The sequence below is a fragment of the Ruegeria sp. BB6 genome, from assembly GCF_056539385.1.
The window spans coordinates 454,585-474,895 of record NZ_JBQFUW010000002.1 but is presented as its reverse complement, the minus strand read 5'-3'; the positions used below and the strand labels follow the sequence as shown (position 1 = coordinate 474,895).

General features: G+C 57.0%; 22 protein-coding genes, 1 tRNA gene and 1 pseudogene. 9 read left to right on the top strand and 15 right to left on the bottom strand.

What is annotated here, in order from left to right; genetic code table 11:
* Positions 1-15 precede the first annotated feature (15 nt).
* Entirely contained in the window at positions 16-411 is a 396-nt protein-coding gene (locus ACR0B7_RS06750) for a DUF983 domain-containing protein (RefSeq protein ID WP_170384220.1), read from the bottom strand.
* 190 nt (positions 412-601) lie between these two features.
* Here ACR0B7_RS06750 and ACR0B7_RS06745 point away from each other — a divergent pair, with 190 nt between their 5' ends.
* Genes ACR0B7_RS06745 through ACR0B7_RS06730 form a run of 4 tightly spaced genes read left to right on the top strand, consistent with a single transcriptional unit; the run spans position 602 to position 2,501 of the window.
* Positions 602-1,069: an EF-hand domain-containing protein gene (locus ACR0B7_RS06745; protein ID WP_170483776.1), complete on the top strand. Its 468-nt coding sequence runs from the start codon at positions 602-604 to the stop codon at positions 1,067-1,069.
* 6 nt (positions 1,070-1,075) lie between these two features.
* Positions 1,076-1,687, top strand: a complete 612-nt coding sequence (locus ACR0B7_RS06740; protein ID WP_170576553.1) for an RNA polymerase sigma factor — start codon at positions 1,076-1,078, stop codon at positions 1,685-1,687.
* A complete protein-coding gene (locus ACR0B7_RS06735; protein WP_170483772.1) occupies positions 1,684-2,031 on the top strand; it encodes a hypothetical protein in 348 nt (115 codons plus the stop codon). Before ACR0B7_RS06740 ends, ACR0B7_RS06735 begins: the two co-directional genes overlap by 4 nt.
* On the top strand, positions 2,028-2,501 hold the full coding sequence (locus tag ACR0B7_RS06730; RefSeq protein ID WP_170483770.1) for a periplasmic heavy metal sensor: 474 nt from the start codon (positions 2,028-2,030) through the stop codon (positions 2,499-2,501). Before ACR0B7_RS06735 ends, ACR0B7_RS06730 begins: the two co-directional genes overlap by 4 nt.
* 4 nt (positions 2,502-2,505) lie before the next feature.
* Here ACR0B7_RS06730 and ACR0B7_RS06725 read toward each other — a convergent pair whose 3' ends face one another.
* Positions 2,506-3,894 carry a diguanylate cyclase gene (locus ACR0B7_RS06725; RefSeq protein ID WP_170483768.1) on the bottom strand — a complete coding sequence of 463 codons (1,389 nt, stop codon included), beginning with the start codon at positions 3,892-3,894 and terminating at the stop codon, positions 2,506-2,508.
* A gap of 88 nt (positions 3,895-3,982) precedes the next feature.
* On the opposite strand from ACR0B7_RS06725, the gene ACR0B7_RS06720 reads away from it, so the two are divergent.
* From ACR0B7_RS06720 to ACR0B7_RS06705, 4 genes and pseudogenes are all read left to right on the top strand, one after another.
* Positions 3,983-4,267, top strand: a complete 285-nt coding sequence (locus ACR0B7_RS06720; RefSeq protein ID WP_170483766.1) for a DUF3572 domain-containing protein — start codon at positions 3,983-3,985, stop codon at positions 4,265-4,267.
* A 24-nt stretch (positions 4,268-4,291) separates the two neighbouring features.
* Positions 4,292-4,984: an HAD family hydrolase gene (locus ACR0B7_RS06715; RefSeq protein WP_170562434.1), complete on the top strand. Its 693-nt coding sequence runs from the start codon at positions 4,292-4,294 to the stop codon at positions 4,982-4,984.
* A gap of 121 nt (positions 4,985-5,105) precedes the next feature.
* Positions 5,106-6,665, top strand: a complete 1,560-nt coding sequence (locus tag ACR0B7_RS06710; RefSeq protein ID WP_170483762.1) for a trimethylamine methyltransferase family protein — start codon at positions 5,106-5,108, stop codon at positions 6,663-6,665.
* Positions 6,666-6,785: 120 nt separating this feature from the next.
* A pseudogene (locus ACR0B7_RS06705) lies at positions 6,786-7,229 on the top strand (heme NO-binding domain-containing protein); the annotation flags it as partial.
* 10 nt (positions 7,230-7,239) lie between these two features.
* On the opposite strand, the gene ACR0B7_RS06700 reads toward ACR0B7_RS06705, so the two are convergent.
* From ACR0B7_RS06700 to ACR0B7_RS06665, 8 genes are all read right to left on the bottom strand, one after another.
* Positions 7,240-7,938 carry a CbiX/SirB N-terminal domain-containing protein gene (locus ACR0B7_RS06700; protein WP_170483758.1) on the bottom strand — a complete coding sequence of 233 codons (699 nt, stop codon included), beginning with the start codon at positions 7,936-7,938 and terminating at the stop codon, positions 7,240-7,242.
* 71 nt (positions 7,939-8,009) lie between these two features.
* Complete coding sequence (locus ACR0B7_RS06695) at positions 8,010-8,942, bottom strand: AEC family transporter (RefSeq protein ID WP_170483756.1); 933 nt, start codon at positions 8,940-8,942, stop codon at positions 8,010-8,012.
* Between the two features lie 61 nt (positions 8,943-9,003).
* Complete coding sequence (locus tag ACR0B7_RS06690; RefSeq protein WP_170576552.1) at positions 9,004-9,801, bottom strand: MBL fold metallo-hydrolase; 798 nt, start codon at positions 9,799-9,801, stop codon at positions 9,004-9,006.
* Positions 9,798-10,604 (bottom strand): TatD family hydrolase, encoded by an 807-nt coding sequence (locus ACR0B7_RS06685; protein WP_170483752.1) that lies wholly within the window; start codon positions 10,602-10,604, stop codon positions 9,798-9,800. Before ACR0B7_RS06685 ends, ACR0B7_RS06690 begins: the two co-directional genes overlap by 4 nt.
* Complete coding sequence (locus ACR0B7_RS06680) at positions 10,601-11,722, bottom strand: DNA polymerase III subunit delta' (RefSeq protein ID WP_170576551.1); 1,122 nt, start codon at positions 11,720-11,722, stop codon at positions 10,601-10,603. Before ACR0B7_RS06680 ends, ACR0B7_RS06685 begins: the two co-directional genes overlap by 4 nt.
* A gap of 7 nt (positions 11,723-11,729) precedes the next feature.
* Complete coding sequence (gene tmk, locus ACR0B7_RS06675) at positions 11,730-12,356, bottom strand: dTMP kinase (protein WP_170483749.1); 627 nt, start codon at positions 12,354-12,356, stop codon at positions 11,730-11,732.
* Positions 12,353-13,528, bottom strand: a complete 1,176-nt coding sequence (locus tag ACR0B7_RS06670; protein WP_170483746.1) for a D-alanyl-D-alanine carboxypeptidase family protein — start codon at positions 13,526-13,528, stop codon at positions 12,353-12,355. The genes tmk and ACR0B7_RS06670 overlap by 4 nt, the downstream gene beginning before the upstream one ends.
* A gap of 16 nt (positions 13,529-13,544) precedes the next feature.
* The gene (locus ACR0B7_RS06665) at positions 13,545-14,705 is read right to left on the bottom strand and encodes an SPOR domain-containing protein (RefSeq protein ID WP_170576550.1); all 1,161 of its coding nucleotides are present in this window, start codon (positions 14,703-14,705) and stop codon (positions 13,545-13,547) included.
* Between the two features lie 202 nt (positions 14,706-14,907).
* Here ACR0B7_RS06665 and ACR0B7_RS06660 point away from each other — a divergent pair.
* A tRNA-Ser gene (locus ACR0B7_RS06660) sits at positions 14,908-14,997 on the top strand.
* A 61-nt stretch (positions 14,998-15,058) separates the two neighbouring features.
* Here ACR0B7_RS06660 and ACR0B7_RS06655 read toward each other — a convergent pair.
* The 5 genes from ACR0B7_RS06655 to ugpB form a co-directional block, all read right to left on the bottom strand.
* Positions 15,059-16,006 carry a glycerophosphodiester phosphodiesterase family protein gene (locus tag ACR0B7_RS06655; protein ID WP_170569175.1) on the bottom strand — a complete coding sequence of 316 codons (948 nt, stop codon included), beginning with the start codon at positions 16,004-16,006 and terminating at the stop codon, positions 15,059-15,061.
* Positions 16,006-17,061 (bottom strand): sn-glycerol-3-phosphate ABC transporter ATP-binding protein UgpC, encoded by a 1,056-nt coding sequence (gene ugpC / locus ACR0B7_RS06650; RefSeq protein WP_170483028.1) that lies wholly within the window; start codon positions 17,059-17,061, stop codon positions 16,006-16,008. The genes ACR0B7_RS06655 and ugpC overlap by 1 nt, the downstream gene beginning before the upstream one ends.
* Positions 17,062-17,064: 3 nt before the next feature.
* Entirely contained in the window at positions 17,065-17,901 is an 837-nt protein-coding gene (gene ugpE / locus ACR0B7_RS06645) for a sn-glycerol-3-phosphate ABC transporter permease UgpE (protein WP_170576589.1), read from the bottom strand.
* Positions 17,902-17,921: 20 nt separating this feature from the next.
* Positions 17,922-18,803 (bottom strand): sn-glycerol-3-phosphate ABC transporter permease UgpA, encoded by an 882-nt coding sequence (gene ugpA, locus ACR0B7_RS06640; RefSeq protein WP_155150415.1) that lies wholly within the window; start codon positions 18,801-18,803, stop codon positions 17,922-17,924.
* A gap of 61 nt (positions 18,804-18,864) precedes the next feature.
* Positions 18,865-20,175: a sn-glycerol-3-phosphate ABC transporter substrate-binding protein UgpB gene (gene ugpB, locus ACR0B7_RS06635; RefSeq protein WP_170483027.1), complete on the bottom strand. Its 1,311-nt coding sequence runs from the start codon at positions 20,173-20,175 to the stop codon at positions 18,865-18,867.
* Between the last annotated feature and the right edge of the window lie 136 nt (positions 20,176-20,311).

The following is a 20,311-nucleotide window of genomic DNA, read 5'->3' as shown; positions in this document are numbered from 1 at the left end:
GGATAGTCCGGGTCATTACGACTTTTCAAACCCGTTCATGCGGCGCGCCCATTGATAGGCGACCACGGCACCTTTCAGTCGCGGCAATAGGAAAAGGGATAGCGCCGTGCAGCCTATCGCGAATATCAGGAACATCGTCAAAGGCTCGGGCCGCCAATGCACGTATGAGACATGCAAAGCAGGTGCCAACAAATGTCCGACCAGCAGAATCGTCAGGTAAGCCGGGCCGTCATCCGCCCTGTGGTGAAACAGTTCTTGCCCACAGGACGCGCAACTGTCGTTCACTTTTAGATAGCTATGCAACAGCTTTCCTTCACCGCATTTCGGGCAACGGCACCGAAACCCTTTGACCAATGCAGGCCAGGTCGGGCGTTCGTGCTGGGCTATGGTGTCGATCGTCTGATCTGTCATTGTGATACTCACACGTTCCAGTTTGAGGGATATTGCGCATCTTTTCCGCTGCAGAAAAGGGGGGTGCGTCGCTTTGTGCGCCTGCGCAGTGATAAACTTTTTCGGGTTTCTGCGACGGAACCCGCGCATCGCCACGTTTGAACCTATGTGAGCAGCGGCAAAGACGCCGCACAAACAAAGGAAAACCGATATGAAAAGCGCGAAGTTTATCCCGGCGATTGTCCTTTCTGCGGTCGCAATTACAGGCACCTCGGTTCTGGCGGCAGGTCCGCGCGGTCACGAACCTGTGACCTTTGAAGAGCTGGACGCCAACAATGACGGTCAGGTGACGCTTGAAGAAATGCAGGCCCACCGAAGCCAGCGATTCACCGACGCCGATACTGACGGCGATGGCCAGTTGAGCGTTGAGGAACTGCAGGCGGCCAGCCAGAAGAAGGTGAACGAGCGCGTCTCGAAGATGTTCGAGAGGCACGATGCCAATCAGGACGGTTTTCTGAGCGAGGATGAGTTGCCCAAACCGCGCCGCGCTGACAAGATGTTTGACCGTATAGACGCAGACAATAGCGGTGCGATTTCGGAACAGGAATTTGCGGATGCGAAAAGCAAGATGGGTCGGCACCACAAGAAACGCGACAAGGGTGGTTCTGACGACAGCTGATGCGGGATGGAGGATCTGACCTCTCCACTGAACGATGTTCGCGGTGCCACCTGCACCGCGGACACGCCCAGCGATGACGTCTTGCTGGGTCAGTTCGCCCGTGGCGATGCAGCCGCCGCGCGCGTTCTGACTGACCGGCTTGGGCCGCGAAGTTTTTCGGTTGCCCTGCGGATGCTGGGGTCACGGGCTGAGGCCGAAGATATCACGCAAGAGGCCATGATGCGCCTGTGGAAGGTGGCTCCGGAATGGGTTTCGGGGCAGGCCAAGGTTTCAACATGGCTGTATCGCGTAACGATGAACCTGTGCGTGGATCACCTGCGCAAGCAAAAACCTTACCGACTGGCAGAGATTCCTGAGCCAGAGGATGGTCAGGCCAGTGTTGCCGAGCGCATGCAGGACGACGCCCGCAAAGATGCGCTGCAGCTGGCCTTATCGCAATTGCCCGAGCGTCAGCGACAGGCCGTTGTATTGCGGCATATCGAAGAATTGCCCAACCCCGAGATTGCCGGGATCATGGGCATTTCCGTAGAAGCGGTCGAGAGTTTGACTGCTCGTGGCAAGCGGGCTTTGACAGGGATATTGGCCGGAAGACGAGATGAACTGGGGTATGACCGATGACTGAAGACGAAAAACGCTTGGATCAGTTGTTTGCGCAGGCCCGGCAGGACCGGCCAGAGTTGCCTGACGCGCTTGCGGTTCGCATCTTGACCGACGCGGAAGAAGTGCGCCTCGGCCGGACGAAGCCGGAAGGCAAGCCCTCTCGGGCTCTTTGGGCGCGGATTGTTGACGGCGTCGGAGGTTGGCAAGGCATGGGCGGGTTGGTTGCGGCCAGTGTTGCAGGGGTTTGGATCGGTTTTGCCGCGCCGGGTTTCCTGCCGGACCCGGCGACAATTCTATTCGGTCAAGACACCAGCATTGTGCTCGCGGATCTTGACACATCATTTCTGGAGGACGCCGAATGAGCGATAGCCCAAAACCCAAGCGTCGGTGGATGCCAGTCTTGTTGGGCGTGTCCTTGGCCCTGAACTTGCTGATCATCGGAATTGCCGTTGGAGCGACCCTTCGTGTCAAAGGAGGCGAACGCGCCAAGGCTCCGCCCGGCTTTGGTTCGGCGCTCTATCGGGCCTTGCCGAAAGAGGATCGGAAGACTTTGCGTGGGGATTTGTCGGACCGGCACAGGAAAGGGGCCAGCAGTCGGTATCAGGACTTTGCTGCGCTGAACGAGGCATTGCGCGCCGAACCCTTTGACCCGGCCACCATCCAGACCCTTCTGACCCGACAAGCGCAGTCCACGGCCGAACTGCAAGTTGCATTGCAGAACAAGTGGCTTGCTCGCATTTCGGCGATGACCGATGCCGAGCGCACGGCCTATGCGAACCGGCTGGAAGAAGTCATTCGGCGCGGGCCGCATGACCGCAAGAAAAAGAATTGAAGTGTCAGGCAGCGCATTGTCTGACCCGAACCTGATTTCTTCCGGCCCGTTTCGCGGCATAAAGCGCGGTATCGGCGGATTTTATCAAACCATCCAACGGTTCCCGTTGCGAATGTGGCGGTTGGGTCGCGATAAGCCCGATACTGATTGTCACCGGCACCCTGTTCAAAGAGCCGGGCAGCGCAAACGGTGTCTGGCGAATACAGTCGCATAGGGTACGGGCCGTGGACAGGGCCGATGCTTGGGTCGTTTCTGGCAAACCAATCAGAAACTCCTCGCCACCTATGCGAGCGACGAAGCCGGATGAACCGACTGTGCGCTCCATCCTTCGTCCGGCTTCGGTCAGAACAAAGTCGCCCGCGTCGTGGCCATAGCGGTCGTTAATGGATTTGAAATGGTCCAGATCAGCCAGCATGATGGCAAATCCCTGCTCGACCCGAGAGGATTTCCGAGCGATCTGATCCATTGCCCGCATTGCATAGCGACGATTGTGCAGGCCGGTCAGGGGGTCGATCCAGGATTCAGCGATCCCGCGGTGAAGCGACGCGCGCATTTGGTCCATTCGGATTTTCCGAGCGATCTGGTTATCCAGTCTCAGTAAAACTTCTTCGGGGCAAAAACCGCCCAAACAGATCGCATCCACCCCGCGATCAAGCGCCTCGGACGCGAGAGAGGCGTTTTCTTGGGGCAGAACCCCGATCAATACGGTTCGCCGCGTTGCCCCCCTGGACCTGAGATCGGCAAGGGTATTCAAATCTGAGGCGTTTGCCCCGATTTCAACTACGATTGCATCCGGAAGCGGCCCTGACAAAAGCCTCTGCAAATTCGAAGATGTGTGAGCGGTCAGGTTGTGGTGCGTACGATCTGACAGCGCCTTGTGCCACAGCGCGCTTGTTCTGGAAGTCTGGGCCAGAACAGCAACACGCGCTTTCTTTCGCGGAGCATTGAAGCCCGCAACAGGTTCAGCAAAGCCAATCGGCTGCGACCCGCTTCCGACCTTGAGTTCCTGAGTGTCAGCTCGTGCACGCAGCAGGCTGCGGACCCGGGCCAGCAATAGTGTATCTTTGAAAGGCGGGGCAAGGACATCGTCCAATCCGTCGGAAAGCGCTTTCAGCCTGGCGGCCCTGTCGTTTTGCGCGGCAATGGCGACAACCGGCACGTCCACAAGATCGGGGTCTGCCGCCACCAGGTTTTTGACGTCCGCGGCAGTGCCATCAGGAAGCGATTGCGCCGTCAGCACAAGATCGGGCCGCGTACGCCTTAATAACCCGGCCAGACCGTCCAGTTTTTCACCTTGGACCACGTGATACCAAGCGGCTGTCAGCTGAACTTTCAGCATGATGCGATTGGTAGAGGTCCCGTCTAGGACAAGGATGGTTCCCTGCACGGACATATGAGTCACCGTTGATTGCATGTGTTGCCAAAGTCTTTATGAGTCTGGTTAACAAACCCTTTCCAATGTCTGATCCGGGGTCACTTTTATGGCACTCTCTGCCCAATCCGCTGAAACGCTGGCGCTCGATGTTCTGGGCTGGCTGGTGGGGAACGAAGAACTTTTGCCTGTGTTTCTTGGCTCGACCGGTGCGTCCGCTCAGGACATCAGAGACGGGGCGGGTGACACGGGTTTCCTTGGGTCCGTGCTGGACTTTCTAATGCTTGACGATTCGTGGGTGGTGGCCTTTTGTGATGCCAAATCCGTACCTTACGAGTTGCCCGGCCAAGCGCGTGTCGTTCTGTCTGGCGGCGCGGATGTTCACTGGACCTGAGTTCTAACTTTTCTGGAGTCTACAATGCCCATCGACGCGATCCTGTTCGACAAGGACGGTACCCTGTTTGATTTCGCAAACACCTGGGGGGCTTTTGGACGCAACGTGTTGTTGCGGCTGGCAGAAGGAAATCATCAGCACGCTGCCGAACTGGGTCGCGTTATCGGGTTCGACTTGGAAAAGGTGGCTTATTCGGAAGATAGCGTCGTTATCGCAGGAACGGTGGAGGAGGTCGCCGAGGCATTGGCCCCTCATCTTCCTGAAATGACGCAGGACGCCCTTATAGATGTATTGAATACCGAGTCAGCTTTGGCACCGCAGGCACCTGCGGTTCCGTTGGTTCCCTTTTTGGATGGCCTACGGCAGGCAGGCTTGAAGCTGGGCGTGGCCACGAATGACGGAGAGATGCCCGCGTTAGAGCATCTGGCCTCGGCCGGTATTCGCGATCACTTTGATTTTGTTGCGGGGTATGACAGCGGGCACGGTTTCAAACCGGGTCCGGGGCAGCTTTTGGCGTTTGCGGCGCATGTTGAGGTTTCCCCCGAACGGGTCGCCATGGTTGGCGACAGCCTTCACGACCTGCAAGCCGGGCGCGCGGCAGGCATGACTACAGTCGGAGTGCTGACCGGACTTGCGCAAGCCGACGCGCTGGCGCCAATGGCTGATGTTGTGCTGCCTGACATCGGGCATATTCCGGGGTGGCTGGCGAAGTTCTGAACAAATTGGCGTCAGAATCGCCGGTTCGGGCATTGAATCCGACATAGCTTGTCGCAGACAGAGCGGCCAGCCGTCGGACTTCGGGGCTTGCTTGAGAAAAGGCAAGCTCCGGGAGGATCCAATGGCCGAGACAAAAACGCGTAGACGCCGCAGCGGAGGGCGCGCGGGTGCCGCCGAGCGCCGAGGAACCGCGGTGATTGACCAGATGCCCTGGAACCCTCCGGTCAATATCGACAATCCCACCGAACCTCTGGACGAAGCCGGTATCGAGGCGGTTCACGAAGGGGCCATGCGCATCCTCGAAGAAATCGGGATCGAATTCTACAACGAAGAAGCCATCGCAATCCTGCGCGAAGCCGGATGTACGATAGAGGGTGACAATGTCCGTATGGGGCGCGACTTTGTCATGGAGATGGTCCGAAAAGCTCCGTCCTCGTTCACGATAACGCCGCGCAACCCGGATCGGAAGATCGAGATCGGCGGGAAAAACATGCTTTTCGGAAACGTGTCTTCGCCACCGAATTACTGGGACATGGAGATCGGAACCAAAGTACCGGGTAACCGCGAAATGTGTCGGAACCTGTTGAAATTGACGCAGTATTTCAACTGTATCCACTTTGCTGGCGGGTATCCGGTTGAACCGGTTGATATCCATGCCAGCGTTCGCCACCTGGATGTGCTCTATGACAAGCTGACCCTGACGGACAAGGCGATGCACGCTTATTCTCTGGGCAAGGAGCGGGTTGAAGATGTCATGGAGATGGTGCGGATCGCAGGTGGTCTGAGCGATGAGGAATTCGAGGCAGAGCCTCGGATGTATACGAACATCAACTCAACCTCGCCGTTGAAACATGACCATCCAATGATTGACGGTTGCCTGCGTCTGGCACGGAGAGGGCAGGCCATAGTCGTGACCCCGTTCACTCTTGCGGGGGCAATGGCACCGGTGACGATGGCCGGGGCGGTGGCGCAGTCTCTGGCCGAGGCGCTGTGTGCGATCGCTTTGTTCCAGTATGTGCGTCCGGGTATCCCCTGCGTGATCGGTACATTTACCTCCAATGTCGACATGAAGTCGGGTGCGCCTGCATTCGGGACACCGGAATACATGCGCTCGACCCAGATGACAGGCCAGATGGCGCGGTATTACGGTCTGCCGATGCGATCTTCTGGAGTGTGCGCGGCCAACGTTCCAGACGGGCAATCCGTTTGGGAGACCTCGAACTCTCTGTGGGCAGCCGTTCAATCGGGCACCAACATGGTTTATCACGCAGCCGGTTGGCTTGAAGGTGGGCTGATCGCAAGCCCGGAAAAGTTCATTATGGACTGCGAGATTCTGCAGCAAATTCAACGCTATATGCAGCCAGAAATCACGGCCACCGGACCGGATGAAATTGCGTTGGAGGCAATTAAGGCGGTTGGAAACGATGGCCACTTCTTTGGCATCCAACACACGCAGGATCGCTATACGACCGCGTTTTATCAGCCGTTCCTGAGCGATTGGAAAAACTACGAAGGCTGGAACGTCGCCGGAGGAATCTGGACGGCAGAGCGTGCGCATCACATGTTCAAGGAAATTATCACCAGCTTCGAGCCTCCGGCGATGGATGACGGAATACGCGAAGAATTGGCAGATTTCGTGACCCGCCGAAAAGCCGAAGGAGGGGCTCCGACGGATTTCTAATGCGAAAGGGAAACTTCTCGTTTGAGACTAGGGCGTATTGTACCTATCTCACCGGGTTTCTTGGCTTTTTGTTAAGGATTCTAGGATCAGACTGAGGATGTAACCACACTGGGGCATCTTATGCATGGTCTGATCAATCGGGCGGTACAGTCATTTGTTTGTGCGACCTACGGGCAGTCGTGCTGGCTGAAAGTGACCGAAGCGGCAGACTTGGGTTTCTCCGAGTTCGAGGCGATGCTTGTCTACGACGATGATATGACCCTTAGGGTTCTGGATGTCCTCTGTGCCAAGCTGAAACGGGCCCGCGCTGAAATCCTAGAAGACCTCGGCACGTATCTGGTGTCGCATCCCAACATGGAAGGATTGCGGCGTCTGCTGCGGTTCGGAGGGGAAACCTACGTCGAATTTCTGCATTCACTGGACGATTTGTCTGACCGGGTCAGGTTGGCAGTCTCTGATTTGAAGCTTCCCACGCTTGAGCTGCGAGAGCTGTCGCCGGCAGAGTTCCAACTGTACTGCTATCCGGGTCTACAAGGCTATTCCAGTGTAATGGTTGGCGTTTTGCCGAGCCGTGTCACATTTCCCTAGCGACAGCGGTCAGGACCTCTGCAATGTGCCGCTTAACGCGCGGAAGTTCCCCGACAACTGGCAAAACCCGGCCTTGGAAAGAGGCGCGATCCAGCTCTTGCGGGATGTCCTCAAGCACATGGCCGCCCATACAGGCAAAAAATGGCAGGCAGATTGCTTGTGCACCGGTACCCTCGGCCACTTCGGAAATGGATGGAGGTTCCTCGACGAACCCGACGCGCACCGATCGAAACGCCAGTACCCTTTCGAGATTGCGTGCGAAAGTTCTGGCAACTTCCGACGGGTTGCGGCTGCGGCCCGATCCGTGGGCTGCCAATATGAGGTGCGTGCAGTTGGGCTCCCATTTGGTTTCCGCCAGGGTGTCTCGCAGGGCTTCCGAAGCCAGCGAGGGTAAGTTGGCGTCGGTGCCCAAAGGATCAAGAATACGCACAGGTCTGTCCCCAACGCGGTTTGGCAGCGCGCTGGTCACGAACCACCCCTTGGCCATAAACAGTGGGTAGATAACTGTGTCATCGGGCAATTCATCCAGTTTGGATTCAAGCCTGCCAGGGGCGGCGAGCGTAGAGGACGTAACGGTTATGCCGTTGCTTAGATTGTTTACCTCGGCTGCATATGCGGCCAGCGCTGCCTCTGCGGGCTCCGGGTCAGAAGGCTGACCGTGGGCAACGATAAGAGCGTGGGGCATTGAAGTCGTCCTGCTAGGTTTCGCGAAAGGTGTGTCCGGCATGGACAAAGTCAATGTGTATTTCGAGTGGGTTACCCCAGCAATGTCAGCCAGAGCCACACCGTCAGAATGGATGCCGCCGTACCGATCAAAACCGAGGACACTGCGACCCGTTTTGCCCGCCCGTACATATTCGCAAAGATATAGGCGTTAAAGCCGGGTGCCATGGCCGCATTCAAGACGCCGGAACGGAACAGATCCTGTGGCAGCCCAACCGTTGATCCAAACAGCCAAACCAGACTTGGGTGAAGCATAAGAGATACGCAACAGACAAATGCAATCGCACGCAAGTCGCCTTCGGGTTTGTATTTGACCAGAACACCGCCCAATGCGAACAACCCGCCGGGCAACGCTGCGCGCGTCATCAGGCCAAGCGCCTCATCCACGACCGCAGGGACTGCGATCCCCGAAAGGTTGACGGCAAAACCTAAGGCGATGCCGAGGATCAGGGCATTCCGAAACATGGCCGACAGGACTGAGCGAACCATAAGCGCCCTGCCATTGCCGCGGTTCCGAATTACCTCCATCACCGTGATGCCAACGCCATAGCAAAAGGGAGAGTGGAAGGCGATAATTGCGTAGTTGCCCGTCAGATTCTCGGGCCCATAGGCGCGTTCTGTAATCGGCAGCCCCAGCAGAACCGAATTGGAGAACAGGCAGCAGAACCCTATGACGACACAGTCCTCCCAATCTCGATTGAAAATCAGGCGCGCACCGAACATTCCGGCGCAAAAGCATAGCGCGGCGGCAGTGTAAAAGCTGGCGAGCAAACGCGGATCAAAGCTGGCGCTAAGGTCCAGGTGGGAAATCGCCAGAAACAGCAGGCACGGGATCGCGAACCCTTGGGTGAATTTCATCAGCCCATCGACGTGGACTTGCTTGAAATACCCGGCCCGAGTTGAGGCGTAACCCGCTCCAATCACAAGGAAAACCGGAAGAATTACATCAAGCAGGCTTTGCAGCATCTACCGCCCCACAAAAATTGCCGCGTTGGGCATGGTTATCGTGGTGCAGGCGGTCAGGGCGTCACAGCGCCTGATGGATCACCATGCCGTCGAAAGCAGGGGTGATGTGATCAGCGGTTTCCGCTTGGACCTTGGCAAAGTCGAGGTCGATATGCATGTTGGTCAGAACAGCGGTCTTGGGTTGCAGTTTTTCGATCCAACCCAACGTTTTTTCCAGATGCGCATGAGTAGGGTGCGGTGACCGCCGCAGCGCATCAATGATCAGACAGTCCAACCCTTCCATCATCGTCCAGGCATCGTCGTAAATCTCGGCAACGTCGGGCAGATAGGCCAGATTGCCCATCCGAAACCCCAAAGCGTCGATCGAGCCGTGGTTGACCTTGAACGGACGGAAGGGGATGGGTCCTCCGGGGCCGTTGACCTCGAAAGGGCCATCAATGGTTTTCAGATCGAGGATCGGGGGATAAGGCGAGCTGTCGGGCTGAATGAACGCATATCCAAACCGTCCCAGAAGATCGTTTTGAGTGTCTCCATCCGCCCAAACGGGCACACGTTCACGCATGTTGAAAACGATCATGCGCAGATCGTCGATGCCGTGCACGTGATCTGCATGCGAATGGGTATAGACTACGCCGTCCAGACGGCCAGTGCCCGTATCAAGCAACTGACTGCGCATGTCTGGTGTCGTGTCGATCAGAACCGAAGTCGTCCCCTCGGGGCCGTCGCGTTCTACCAGCATCGAGCAGCGCCGGCGCACATTCTTGGGGTTCGTCGGATCGCAGTCGCCCCAGTGACCACCCAACCGGGGAACGCCGCCAGAAGACCCGCAACCAAGGATCGTACAGCGCAGCGTTGTCATGCAGCCGCCTTGTACGTTGCGGCCTTGGTGAACAGCCGGTCAAAATTCGCCTGCGTCTGGGCTGCGAATTCAGGGTAGTCCATTCCAAAAACCTCGGCCCCTTTTCGGGCAGTATGGGCCGTGTAGGCAGGTTCGTTGCGCTTACCTCGGAACGGAGGCGGCGCCAGATAGGGTGCGTCGGTTTCGACAAGGATGCGGTCGACCGGGGCGCTGGCGAATATGTCCCGAAGCTCTTGGCTTTTGGGAAAGGCGGCGATGCCGGACATTGACAGGTAAAAGCCCAAGTCCAATGCAGCTTTCGCCAAGTCCGCCGAAGATGAAAAACAGTGCATAACGCAGGAATACGGCGCGTTGCGATATTCCTCGTTCAAAATCCGCGCCATATCATCGTCGGCAGCGCGGGCATGGATAATCAGTGGAAGGCCCGTCCGTTGCGCGGCTTCGATGTGGATGCGCAGGGATTGCTTTTGCACCTCGGCGCTATCGGCGGTGTAGTGATAATCCAGACCGGTCTCACCAATGCCCACGAATTTGGGGTGCTGTGAAAGAGCCACCAATTCGTCAACGGTTGCCATCGGTTCATCAGCGGCGCTCATGGGGTGCGTGCCAGCGGCGTAGAAGACCGGCGCATGCGCCTCTGCGATCGCGCGGATGGTGGGTTCATTGCGCAACCGGGTGCAGATCGTAACCATCCGGGTCACGCCTGCTTGGGCTGCGCGGGTCACGATCTCGTTCAACTGGCCATCGAAATCGGGGAAGTCCAGATGGCAATGACTGTCTGTAATTTGGGGCGTGTCGCTCATCTGCTCTGACCGGCGGTTTCCTGTATCTTGAACACCGTATCTAGGACCAAAGCGGCAGGGTCAAGGTTCACGGCCTGACCATGTCGCGCCCGTGATGTGACCAGGGCTGCCGTGTCCGCCCATTGGCGGGCCTGATGGGGGGATCGGGACAAGCGGGACAACAGTTCCGCCTCGCCGGGGGCTGCTTCTGGCATCGGCGGCGCACCCGATGCGCCTGTGACAGCCAACCGCGACAGAGCGATCTCGGTCAACGTGAGTAGCAATTCAAAGCGTTCGGCCGCACCGCGCTGCGCCGCAGCTTCGGCCAATGCAAGCGCGCGCTGGCGATCCAACCTTGGAAGTGTGCCAAGTACGGCGATCAGTTCCGCGTAAATTTCCAACCCGCCCAGATTGATCAGACGCACGGCAGCACCGACTGAACCCGAAGCCAGGGCGGTCAGATGATCGGGGTTGCTGGGTGGCTCTGCTCCGGTTTGAGTCAAAGCCGTCAGCATATCCTCAGTGCCAAGCGGCGAAAGCCTGAGCGTCCGGCACCGTGACCGGATCGTCGGCAGCAGACGCGAGGGTTGGTGCGACACCATCAGAATCGTGGTGCGAGCCGGGGGCTCCTCTAGCATCTTCAGCAGGGCATTCGCCGCGATGACGTTCATCTCATCCGCAGAGTCTACGATGACAACCCGACGCCCACCGTCGGCTGACGATAGACCGAAGAACCGTCCGAGTTTACGGATATCCTCGGCCACGATTTCGTTGCGCATCTTCCCCTTGTCATTGACTGTCCGGATGATCGAGGCCAAGCCCGGGTCAGCTCCGGCCCGAATGCGGTGGGAAACAGGGTGATCCTCGTCAATATCCAGAGACGCCGGCGGCGGAGGCGCACCGAAAAGGCCGTCTTCTTCAGCGACCGGCGTGGCCAGCAAAAACCGCGCAATACGCCACGCCAATGTGGACTTCCCGACACCGCGTGGCCCGGTCAGCAACCAGCCGTGATGCAGACGATCCGAGTTGTATGCGGTCAGAAACGCTTGCTCGGCCTCGGTTTGCCCGAAAAGCTGTCGGGTCTCACGCGGGTGAGGGGCACCGGGTGCCTGATCCGGGGGCTGGGGTTCGTCGCTCATCAGTGGTTTACCGCAAAGCCTGTTCAACGATTTCTGTCACATCTCGGGCGACACTGTCCATGTTCCTGTTGCCGTCGATCACGCGAAACCGTTGAGAAAACTCATTTGCAAGGGCAAGAAAACCGGCCCTCATTTTTTGCTGAAGGTCCAGGCCGAAATCTTCAAACCGTTCTTCCGTTCCCTGACGACCCTTGGCGCGGGACAATCCGATTTGAGGGTCCATGTCGATCAGAATGGTCAGATCAGGCTCGCGACCAATCATCAGGCTGTGCAACTGGTCCACCAGCCCCCGCAAGTCACCGCGTGAAAGCCCTTGATACATGCGGGTGCTATCGGCAAAGCGATCACATATCACGACTTTACCAGCGGCCAGGGCGGGTTCGATCGTGCGCTCCAAGTGGTCGCGTCGTGCGGCAGTGAATAGCAGAATTTCTGTTTCGGCGGACCACCGGTCGGGGTCGCCTTCAAGCACGAGCCTGCGGATTTCTTCGGCCCCTTCGGACCCGCCAGGTTCGCGGGTCAGGACAACGTCGTGACCCTTGCTGCGCAAATGCTCTGCCAGCTTGTGCGCTTGCGATGACTTGCCTGATCCATCAATACCTTCAAAGGTCAGAAACAATCCGCTACTCGTCACAGTGCGTCCAACGGATTGCCGATCACGTCAGTGAAAACAAGGCTGCCTACAGTCATCATCCGCACCACAAATCCGCCGGTTGCAACATCGTTTGCCGCGACCAGTGGGCGGCGGATTTCCGGTAGACCTTCGGGCTTGATGACCAACTCGGCCAGCTTCTGCCCCTTTTTGATCGAGTTTTCCGATGCGTCGACGGGTCCGTCGTAGACTATTTCGGCCTCGACATCCTTGTCGCCCAGAACAGGTAGAAGGAAAGTCAGATCACCATCGGGAACCAGCCCAACCGTCTTTTCCGCGCCCATCCAGACCTTGGCTTGGGCTATCGGCGCTTCGGCGTTGGCAATTGTCCTCTCGACAAAATTGCGAAACGACCAGTTAACCACGGCCTCAGCCTCCTCTGCGCGGCGAGCGGTACTGTCGAGCCCGGAAAGCACAAAAATTACACGACGGTCGCCCTGTTCGGCTGAACCAACAAGCCCGTATCCTGCCTCTTGCGTGTGGCCGGTTTTCAATCCATCCGCACCGATACCTAGCTTGAGCAGGGGGTTGCGATTGCGCGAGTTTGAAGGCGCGCGGCCATCGAATTCAAACTCCTCCTCGGCGAACAGAGGGTAATATTCCGGAAAGTCGGTGATCAGTCGATCCGCAAGAACTGCCAGATCATGAACCGACATCAAATGCCCTGCTGCGGGCCAGCCGTTGGAATTGGCGAAATTCGAGTTGTCCATGCCCATCTGTTCGGCGCGCTGGGTCATGTAACGCGCGAACCCGGCTTCGGTTCCGTCGGGGCTGAGTGCTTCGGCAATCACCACACAGGCATCGTTGCCGGACAACACGATTATGCCCCGCAACAAATCTTCGACCCGGACGCGGTCCTGAGTGTTCAGGAACATGGTCGAGCCGCCATAGCTCATGGCGTGTTCCGAAACGGGCAGTTCTTCGTCCAGCGTCAGGCGGCCGTCACGCAGCGCCTCGAATGCGACGTAAAGTGTCATGAGTTTGGACATCGACGCCGGTGGCAGCGGTTGGTCCGCGTCTTTGGCCAACAGGACGGTGCCTGTTGTTTGATCCATCACATAGGCAGCGCGCGCCGTTGTGTCGAATGCCTGAGCGGGCAGGGCGAACAGCGCCAGCCCGAGGGTCAAGACAGATGATCGCAATGAGGACAGCACTTGGGCCTCCTTTGTTTCAGTTTTTGACCAGGAAGGCGTCCGAGAAGCCCAGGTCTTTTACATCGCTTTGAAGGGCGATGCGTTCACCTCGTGTCGAGGCCGGGCCGACCAGAACCCTCCAGACAGATTTGTCATCGGTTTCAAGTTTGCGAACCTCGGCGGGCAACCCGTTGCGCCGTATCTTATCAGCGGCACTTTTTGCGTTTGCTTCGACGCCGAATGTGCCGACCTGAACATAGGGCTTCGACAGTGAACCAGATGATCTTTCCGGTGCCGCCGTGCTGCTGGCAGGGGTCGGTTCAGAGGCTTCAATCGCGGCGGCAGCACCTTGGATCGGATCAAGCGGGGTTTCCGTGATTTCGTCGGCCGGTTTCTTTTGCCACCATTTCCGCTTGGTGGTTTTTTCCTCGGGCGGAGTAACCTCTGGGTCGCTCAAGGTTGCCGTTGGGGCCGCTTCTACGGTTGCTTCGACAGCTTCTGTCGTGGCTTCACTTGCTGTCTCGGCCGCGGTTTCCGAAGCTACCGCAGCAGCACCTGCAGCGGCGGCGGTCGTTTCTTTCTTTTGCCACCATTTCCGCTTGGCGGGTTTTTCGGAGCCATCAGAGGCCGTTTCAGCCGCATCAACCTGGGATTTATCATCTTCCTGCGCCGAAGCCTGTTCCGTCGATTCTGGGGCTTCCTCGGGCTCGGGTTCAGGTGGCTCGACTGGTTTGCGGCGCAATGCAACGACCTGAACTTTGGTAGGAGACCCCGCGAGAATGCCCAGTTCCTCTGCAGCATTGGAAGATAGCTGGAGGGCCGGTCCCGGCAGGTTTCGTTCCCGGCGGAACAGCGCACCGGTGACGGTTTTGTTGTTCGCCGTGTTCTTGATACGCACCCGTTCGGGCTGTGTAACATCAGGGTGGGCCACCCAAACGCCGCCCAGCGAAGGACGACCGTCCCACAAGCCAGCCTCGGTCAGCTCGAAAACTTCGGGCGCTTCGACGTCATCGCGCTTGTTTCCCGTAGCATCCGGGAAAAGTTCGACTACGCCGTCGTTCTGGGCACTGTCAGTCACGGCCTCGGAAGATACGTTGTCAGGTGACAACGTCTCATCACAGCCAGCCAGTACAGCAGAAATAACGGCCAGAACCGCCAAAGCTCGCGGTTTTGCGCGTGTCTCGGTCGCTCGCTTCATTTTGTCATCCCTTGCCTGAAGGGGCCTCGTTTCCTGAGCCCCGCCGCCGATAGCCGGTTCTGAATTGCCAGCCTGATACGGTCTTTCGAGTGGATCATAGCCTGCCCAATGTGTCATGGAAAGACCGCTGCGTGAGCTTCGGCAAGATTTCCCTATTTGGTCTTGCCACCGGTTTCGGTTGGCCTTAGACCCTCCCTCACGCGGGGAGGTGGCAGAGTGGTCGAATGCGGCGGTCTTGAAAACCGTTGGGCGTGAGAGCGTCCCCAGGGTTCGAATCCCTGTCTCCCCGCCACCCCACCTAATTTATCGTGAGTCGGTCTTGTTAGACTTGCTTTGCTTTAGCGACGCAGAATTCACTGGTTGTCGACATGCCACCCCATGCCTAAATCCGACAGATGCCTTTGAACCCGCCCAGGGTAATCAGATACGATTGCATCCACGCGCAGGTCGATCATCCTGCTTATTTCTTCGTGCTCATTGACCGTCCAAACGGCGACACATAAGCCCAGCTCTTTTGCGAGGGCCACATTTTCTGCTGTTACATCCGCATAATATGGGCACCAAAGCGAACCACCGGCTTGCTTGACCAAAAGTGGGATTTCGTCGCGGCGACCTCGGAAGTCTGGGCAAACCGCCTTTGAGGAATCCTCGCCCACATCGTCCTCATTTTCCGGAAGCTGCGTAAGGTAAGAAGACGGCATATCCGGAGCCTGTCGCTGGCATTCTTCTAGTAGGTTCCAGTCAAAACTGTGCAAAACCGCGCGCGTAGATAGATCTTTGGCGCGAACCTCCTGAAGAACGCGCTTAACAAAATTCTCTCGATAAAGCGCATCGTGAGCCAGGTCAGGATCCGACTTCAGTTCGAGCATCAGATAGGCATCGCCGTATTTTTGTTCGGCTACCAAATCGAGCAGGTCTATCAGTCTTGGGACGCGCACGCCGTCCAGTTGCGCCTGATCCGGGAAGCGTTGGCCATAGGCAGAATGCCCGTCTAACCGTCCAATATCGAATTGCTGGATCTGCTCGAAAGTCAGAGATGAGACTTTCGGCTCTTTTCCGGACAGAAACAGGCCATTGGTGTCGCGAAAGCTAGATGCGTGCAGACGATGATTGTGGGTTATGACCGGAACGTCATCAGCCGTCAGAACGACATCAAATTCAAGAAGCGGTACGCCGATGGACAGCGAAAAGTCAAAGCCAATCATGCTGTTTTCAGGCAAAACGCCTCTTGCCCCTCGATGTCCCACAACACGGATCAGGTTGTTGCCACCACGAAATGCTTCGACCTGCGGGAACCCCATTAGTTTTCCAACCTTTCCCCGGTTGATTGGTCAAACAGATGCATGTGCTCGGAGGCGACCGAAAACCGCATGTTCGGATGCCGGCCCTCGATCGGATGGACGCCCGGAAGGCTTATCGTGATCGCTCCGCCGACTCTCGCGAGTTGACCGTGTAACAGAGTGTTGGCCCCTAACGGTTCTGCCATTTGGATCGCCGCTTCTAGCGGACCACTGTCATCCAACAACAGGTGCTCTGGGCGGATGCCCAGCTTCAACGCGCAATCGGGACCCGCAGATGGGCCAACTTCAATTTCACCGATCCTGACTGTCCCGTTTTCGCGCCAGGCATCAAACACATTCATCGCGGGGCTCCCAATGAACTGTGCCGCGAACAGTGTTCTCGGTGTTTCGTACACCTCTAGCGGTGTTCCGATCTGTTCGGCGATGCCGCCGTTCATGACGATCATCCTGTCTGCCATCGTCATCGCTTCGACCTGATCGTGGGTTACGTAAAGCGAGGTGATGCCCAGCTTTTCCTGAAGCTCACGAATTTCCAGACGCATCTGAACACGCAATTTAGCGTCCAAGTTCGAAAGCGGCTCATCAAACAGAAATACTGCTGGTTCGCGGACAATAGCCCGACCCATTGCAACCCTCTGACGTTGGCCGCCGGAAAGTTGTCTTGGTTTGCGTTCCAGTAAGGGTTCCAGTTGCAACAGCTTGGCGGCCTCAGTCACCTTCTGGTCGATCTGGTTCTTGGGCAGACCGGCGATCTTAAGGCCGTACCCCATATTCTGGCGCACAGACATATGTGGATAAAGTGCATAGTTCTGGAACACCATCGCGATGTCCCGATCCATCGGCTCTTTGTCGTTGGCTCGTTCCTCTCCAATTCGGATTTCGCCATCAGTCACGGTTTCGAGCCCCGCAACCATCCGCAACAGCGTGGACTTGCCGCAGCCCGATGGGCCAACGATCACGATGAACTCACCATCAGCAATATCGATATCGATGCCGTGGATGACGTCCGTCGGGCCAAAGCTCTTTTTGACGTTCTCTAGTGTTACTGTTGCCATTTCTTACTTCTCGCTATCGACAAGGCCGCGGACAAAGAGCTTTTGCATTGATACCACCACGATGACCGGAGGGATCATCGCCAGAATAGATGTGGCCATGATGACCGGCCATTCGGCCACATCATCGCCGGACGGGAACATCTGTTTGATGCCCATCACGATGGTGTTCATTTCAGGGTCGGTGGTGATGAGCAGCGGCCACAGGTATTGGTTCCAGCCATAGATAAACAGGATCACGAACAGCGCCGCGATATTGGTCCTGCTCATGGGCACAACGATATCAATGAAGAACCGCATCGGGCGGGCCCCGTCGACTCGAGCTGCTTCGGCCAGTTCATCCGGGATTGTCAGAAAGAATTGCCGGAACAGGAACGTCGCCGTAGCCGAGGCGATAAGAGGGAAGATCAACCCATAGTAGCTGTTGAGCATGCCGAACCCGGCGACAACTTCAAAGGTGGGAACAATGCGGACTTCGACCGGGAGCATAAGGGTCAGGAAGATCAGCCAAAAAAACGTCGTGCGCCCGGGAAATCGGAAATAGACAATCGCAAAGGCTGACAATAGTGAGATCACGATCTTGCCCATCGCAATACCGATGGCCATCACGAGGCTGTTGAACAACATCGTGGCGACAGGGACATTCACGCCGGAAAACAGCGCGGCTTTGTAGTTTTCCAAAAACTGATCACCCGGCACCAACGGCATGGGTGGAGACACGATTTCCGGCTGGCTAACGGTCGAGGCCACAAATGCCAGCCAGATCGGAAAGAAGATGATCACAACGCCAAGGATCATTAGCGCATGGGTTAACCAGATCCCCATCCCGCGTTTTTCGACCATTCCGTGTTGTTGGGCGGCCATCAGTAGTGCACCCTTTTTTCCACATATTTGAACTGGATGACGGTCAACAAGCCTACCACGATCAGCAGAATGACGGACTGCGCCGAGGATGACCCAAGATCCTGCCCGACGAACCCGTCTGAGAAGACTTTGTAGACCAGAATTGTCGTCGCTTGTTGTGGGCCTCCGCCTGTGATGGTGTGGATAACGCCAAAGGTTTCAAAGAAGGCGTAGACGACATTCACCACCAGCAGGAAGAACGCTGTCGGCGACAACAGCGGTAGAACGATTGTGAAGAACCGACGCCAAAAGCGCGCGCCGTCGATCGCGGCAGCCTCGATCACCGACCGCGGAACCGATTGCAGGGCTGCGAAAAAGAACAGGAAGTTATAGCTGATGCGCCCCCAAGCCGATGCTACAACCACCAGCCCCATGGCCTCGGTTCCGTTAAGGACATGGTTCCAGTCATAACCGAGCTGGCCCAGGTACCAAGACACGACACCAACGCGCGTGTTGAACATGAACAGCCATAGTACACCAGCCACGGCGGGGGCGACGGCGTAGGGCCAAATCAGCAATGTCCGGTAGACGCCCGATCCTTTGATCAAGCGGTCCGCAATGACCGCCAGAAACAAGGCCGGGATCATTGAACACAGCGTTACGAGCGTTGAAAACACCGCCGTTGTCACAAAAGAGGCGCGGTAGAATTTATCACTCAGCAGGAACTCAAAATTGCCGAGCCCGACGAATTGGGACGACAACCCAAAGGGATCAGGGATGAACAGAGATTGCCAAACGGCCTGGCCTGCGGGGTAAAAGAAGAAAACGGCGGAAATGATGACCTGAGGGGCAATCAGCGCCAATGGCAAAAGCCAGCCGCGGAAGGTGACGCGTTTTTCCATCCTGATATTCCACCGAAAAAAGAAAATGCGGGCCCTCAACAGGCCCGCATCAAATTAAGACTTATTGATTGGCGGATTCGAACCGGCGCAGCAGCGCGTCACCGCGTTCTTTTGCGCTGTCCATCGCTTCCTGCGCGGTCTTTTCACCGGACCAGACGGCCTCAAGCTCTTCGTCGATGATGCCGCGAATCTGGTCGAACGATCCAAGACGCAGACCTTTCGAGTTTGCGGTTGGTTCCTTTGCAGTCATCTGGATCACCGCGATGTCGGTGCCGGGGTTTTCGTCATAGAAACCTGCAGCACGAGTAGCTTCACCAGCTTCGGACGTGATTGGAAGATAACCGGTATTCTGGTGCCAAGCAGCCTGAATGTCCGACGACGAAAGGAAGCTCAGGAACTCGCCAACGCCTTTGTATTCCTCGGGATCATGGCCTTCCATTACCCAAAGCGATGCGCCGCCGATAATGGTGTTCTGAGGCTCGCTGGTGACGGCCTCCCAATAGGGTAGCGGGCGCACGTCGAACTCGAACTCAGCTTCAGAGCTGATACCGGCATAACCAGCCGAACTTTCGGTGAACAACGCGCATTCACCTGCCCGGAAATTTGCACCACCTTCGTTTCTGCGCCCGGTGTAGATGAACTTGCCATCCTTGGCCCAGTCACCCATTGCTGTCAGGTGTGCGACCTGCGCCGGACCGTTCAGCATCAGCTCGGTATCCAGACCGGCAAAACCGTTGTCCTGCGATGCGAACGGAACGTCGTGATAGGCCGAAAGGTTCTCGAGGTGAATCCAGCTTTGCCATGCGGTCACCAGCGGGCAGTCCTCACCGCCAGCCTTCAGCTGTTCAAGCACGTCGCCAACCTTTTCCCAGGTCGATAGATCTGTGTCCGGATCAACACCCGCCGCTTCGAAGGCATCACGATTGACCCACAGAACCGGTGTGGACGAGTTGAAAGGCAGTGAGAGCATTTCCCCGCCCGTTGTAGTATAGTACCCTTTGACGGCACCAATATACGCGTCAGGATCGAACGACGCACCGCTCTCAGCCATCACTTCATAGACGGGTTTGATCGCACCTTCGGCCGACATCATCGTTGCCGTGCCTACCTCAAAAACCATCAGGATGTGGGGCTGCTCACCGGCGCGGAAAGCGGCAATACCTGCGTTCAGAGTTTCCGAGTAATTGCCTTTGTGGCTTTCGACCACGACGAACTCATCCTGGCTGGCGTTGAACTCTTCAACCTGCGCTTTAACAAGCTCACCCAGTCGGCCGGTGAAGGCGTGCCAAAACTGAACTTCAGTTTGCGCCATCGCCGCCACGGGGGACAACGCAGTGGTTACGGCAAGAGCGCCGAGAAAATGCTTATTCATGATTCCTCCCATGCATCAGTGTTGATGCTTCGTTGAATGCCGACTGCAACGCGTAATCAGCACACATGACGATTTCACGACGTTAACGTTACAAATTTATAATTCAAGCATTTAATTTTTGAGAAAAACATAACAT

Bases quoted from the DNA above. Each gene is read 5' to 3' on its own strand.
- ACR0B7_RS06750 (WP_170384220.1), bottom strand. From the start codon at position 411: ATGACAGATCAGACGATCGACACCATAGCCCAGCACGAACGCCCGACC.
- ACR0B7_RS06745 (WP_170483776.1), top strand. From the start codon at position 602: ATGAAAAGCGCGAAGTTTATCCCGGCGATTGTCCTTTCTGCGGTCGCA.
- ACR0B7_RS06740 (WP_170576553.1), top strand. From the start codon at position 1,076: ATGGAGGATCTGACCTCTCCACTGAACGATGTTCGCGGTGCCACCTGC.
- ACR0B7_RS06735 (WP_170483772.1), top strand. From the start codon at position 1,684: ATGACTGAAGACGAAAAACGCTTGGATCAGTTGTTTGCGCAGGCCCGG.
- ACR0B7_RS06730 (WP_170483770.1), top strand. From the start codon at position 2,028: ATGAGCGATAGCCCAAAACCCAAGCGTCGGTGGATGCCAGTCTTGTTG.
- ACR0B7_RS06725 (WP_170483768.1), bottom strand. From the start codon at position 3,894: ATGTCCGTGCAGGGAACCATCCTTGTCCTAGACGGGACCTCTACCAAT.
- ACR0B7_RS06720 (WP_170483766.1), top strand. From the start codon at position 3,983: ATGGCACTCTCTGCCCAATCCGCTGAAACGCTGGCGCTCGATGTTCTG.
- ACR0B7_RS06715 (WP_170562434.1), top strand. From the start codon at position 4,292: ATGCCCATCGACGCGATCCTGTTCGACAAGGACGGTACCCTGTTTGAT.
- ACR0B7_RS06710 (WP_170483762.1), top strand. From the start codon at position 5,106: ATGGCCGAGACAAAAACGCGTAGACGCCGCAGCGGAGGGCGCGCGGGT.
- ACR0B7_RS06700 (WP_170483758.1), bottom strand. From the start codon at position 7,938: ATGCCCCACGCTCTTATCGTTGCCCACGGTCAGCCTTCTGACCCGGAG.
- ACR0B7_RS06695 (WP_170483756.1), bottom strand. From the start codon at position 8,942: ATGCTGCAAAGCCTGCTTGATGTAATTCTTCCGGTTTTCCTTGTGATT.
- ACR0B7_RS06690 (WP_170576552.1), bottom strand. From the start codon at position 9,801: ATGACAACGCTGCGCTGTACGATCCTTGGTTGCGGGTCTTCTGGCGGC.
- ACR0B7_RS06685 (WP_170483752.1), bottom strand. From the start codon at position 10,604: ATGAGCGACACGCCCCAAATTACAGACAGTCATTGCCATCTGGACTTC.
- ACR0B7_RS06680 (WP_170576551.1), bottom strand. From the start codon at position 11,722: ATGAGCGACGAACCCCAGCCCCCGGATCAGGCACCCGGTGCCCCTCAC.
- ACR0B7_RS06665 (WP_170576550.1), bottom strand. From the start codon at position 14,705: ATGAAGCGAGCGACCGAGACACGCGCAAAACCGCGAGCTTTGGCGGTT.
- ACR0B7_RS06655 (WP_170569175.1), bottom strand. From the start codon at position 16,006: ATGGGGTTCCCGCAGGTCGAAGCATTTCGTGGTGGCAACAACCTGATC.
- ugpC (WP_170483028.1), bottom strand. From the start codon at position 17,061: ATGGCAACAGTAACACTAGAGAACGTCAAAAAGAGCTTTGGCCCGACG.
- ugpE (WP_170576589.1), bottom strand. From the start codon at position 17,901: ATGGTCGAAAAACGCGGGATGGGGATCTGGTTAACCCATGCGCTAATG.
- ugpA (WP_155150415.1), bottom strand. From the start codon at position 18,803: ATGGAAAAACGCGTCACCTTCCGCGGCTGGCTTTTGCCATTGGCGCTG.
- ugpB (WP_170483027.1), bottom strand. From the start codon at position 20,175: ATGAATAAGCATTTTCTCGGCGCTCTTGCCGTAACCACTGCGTTGTCC.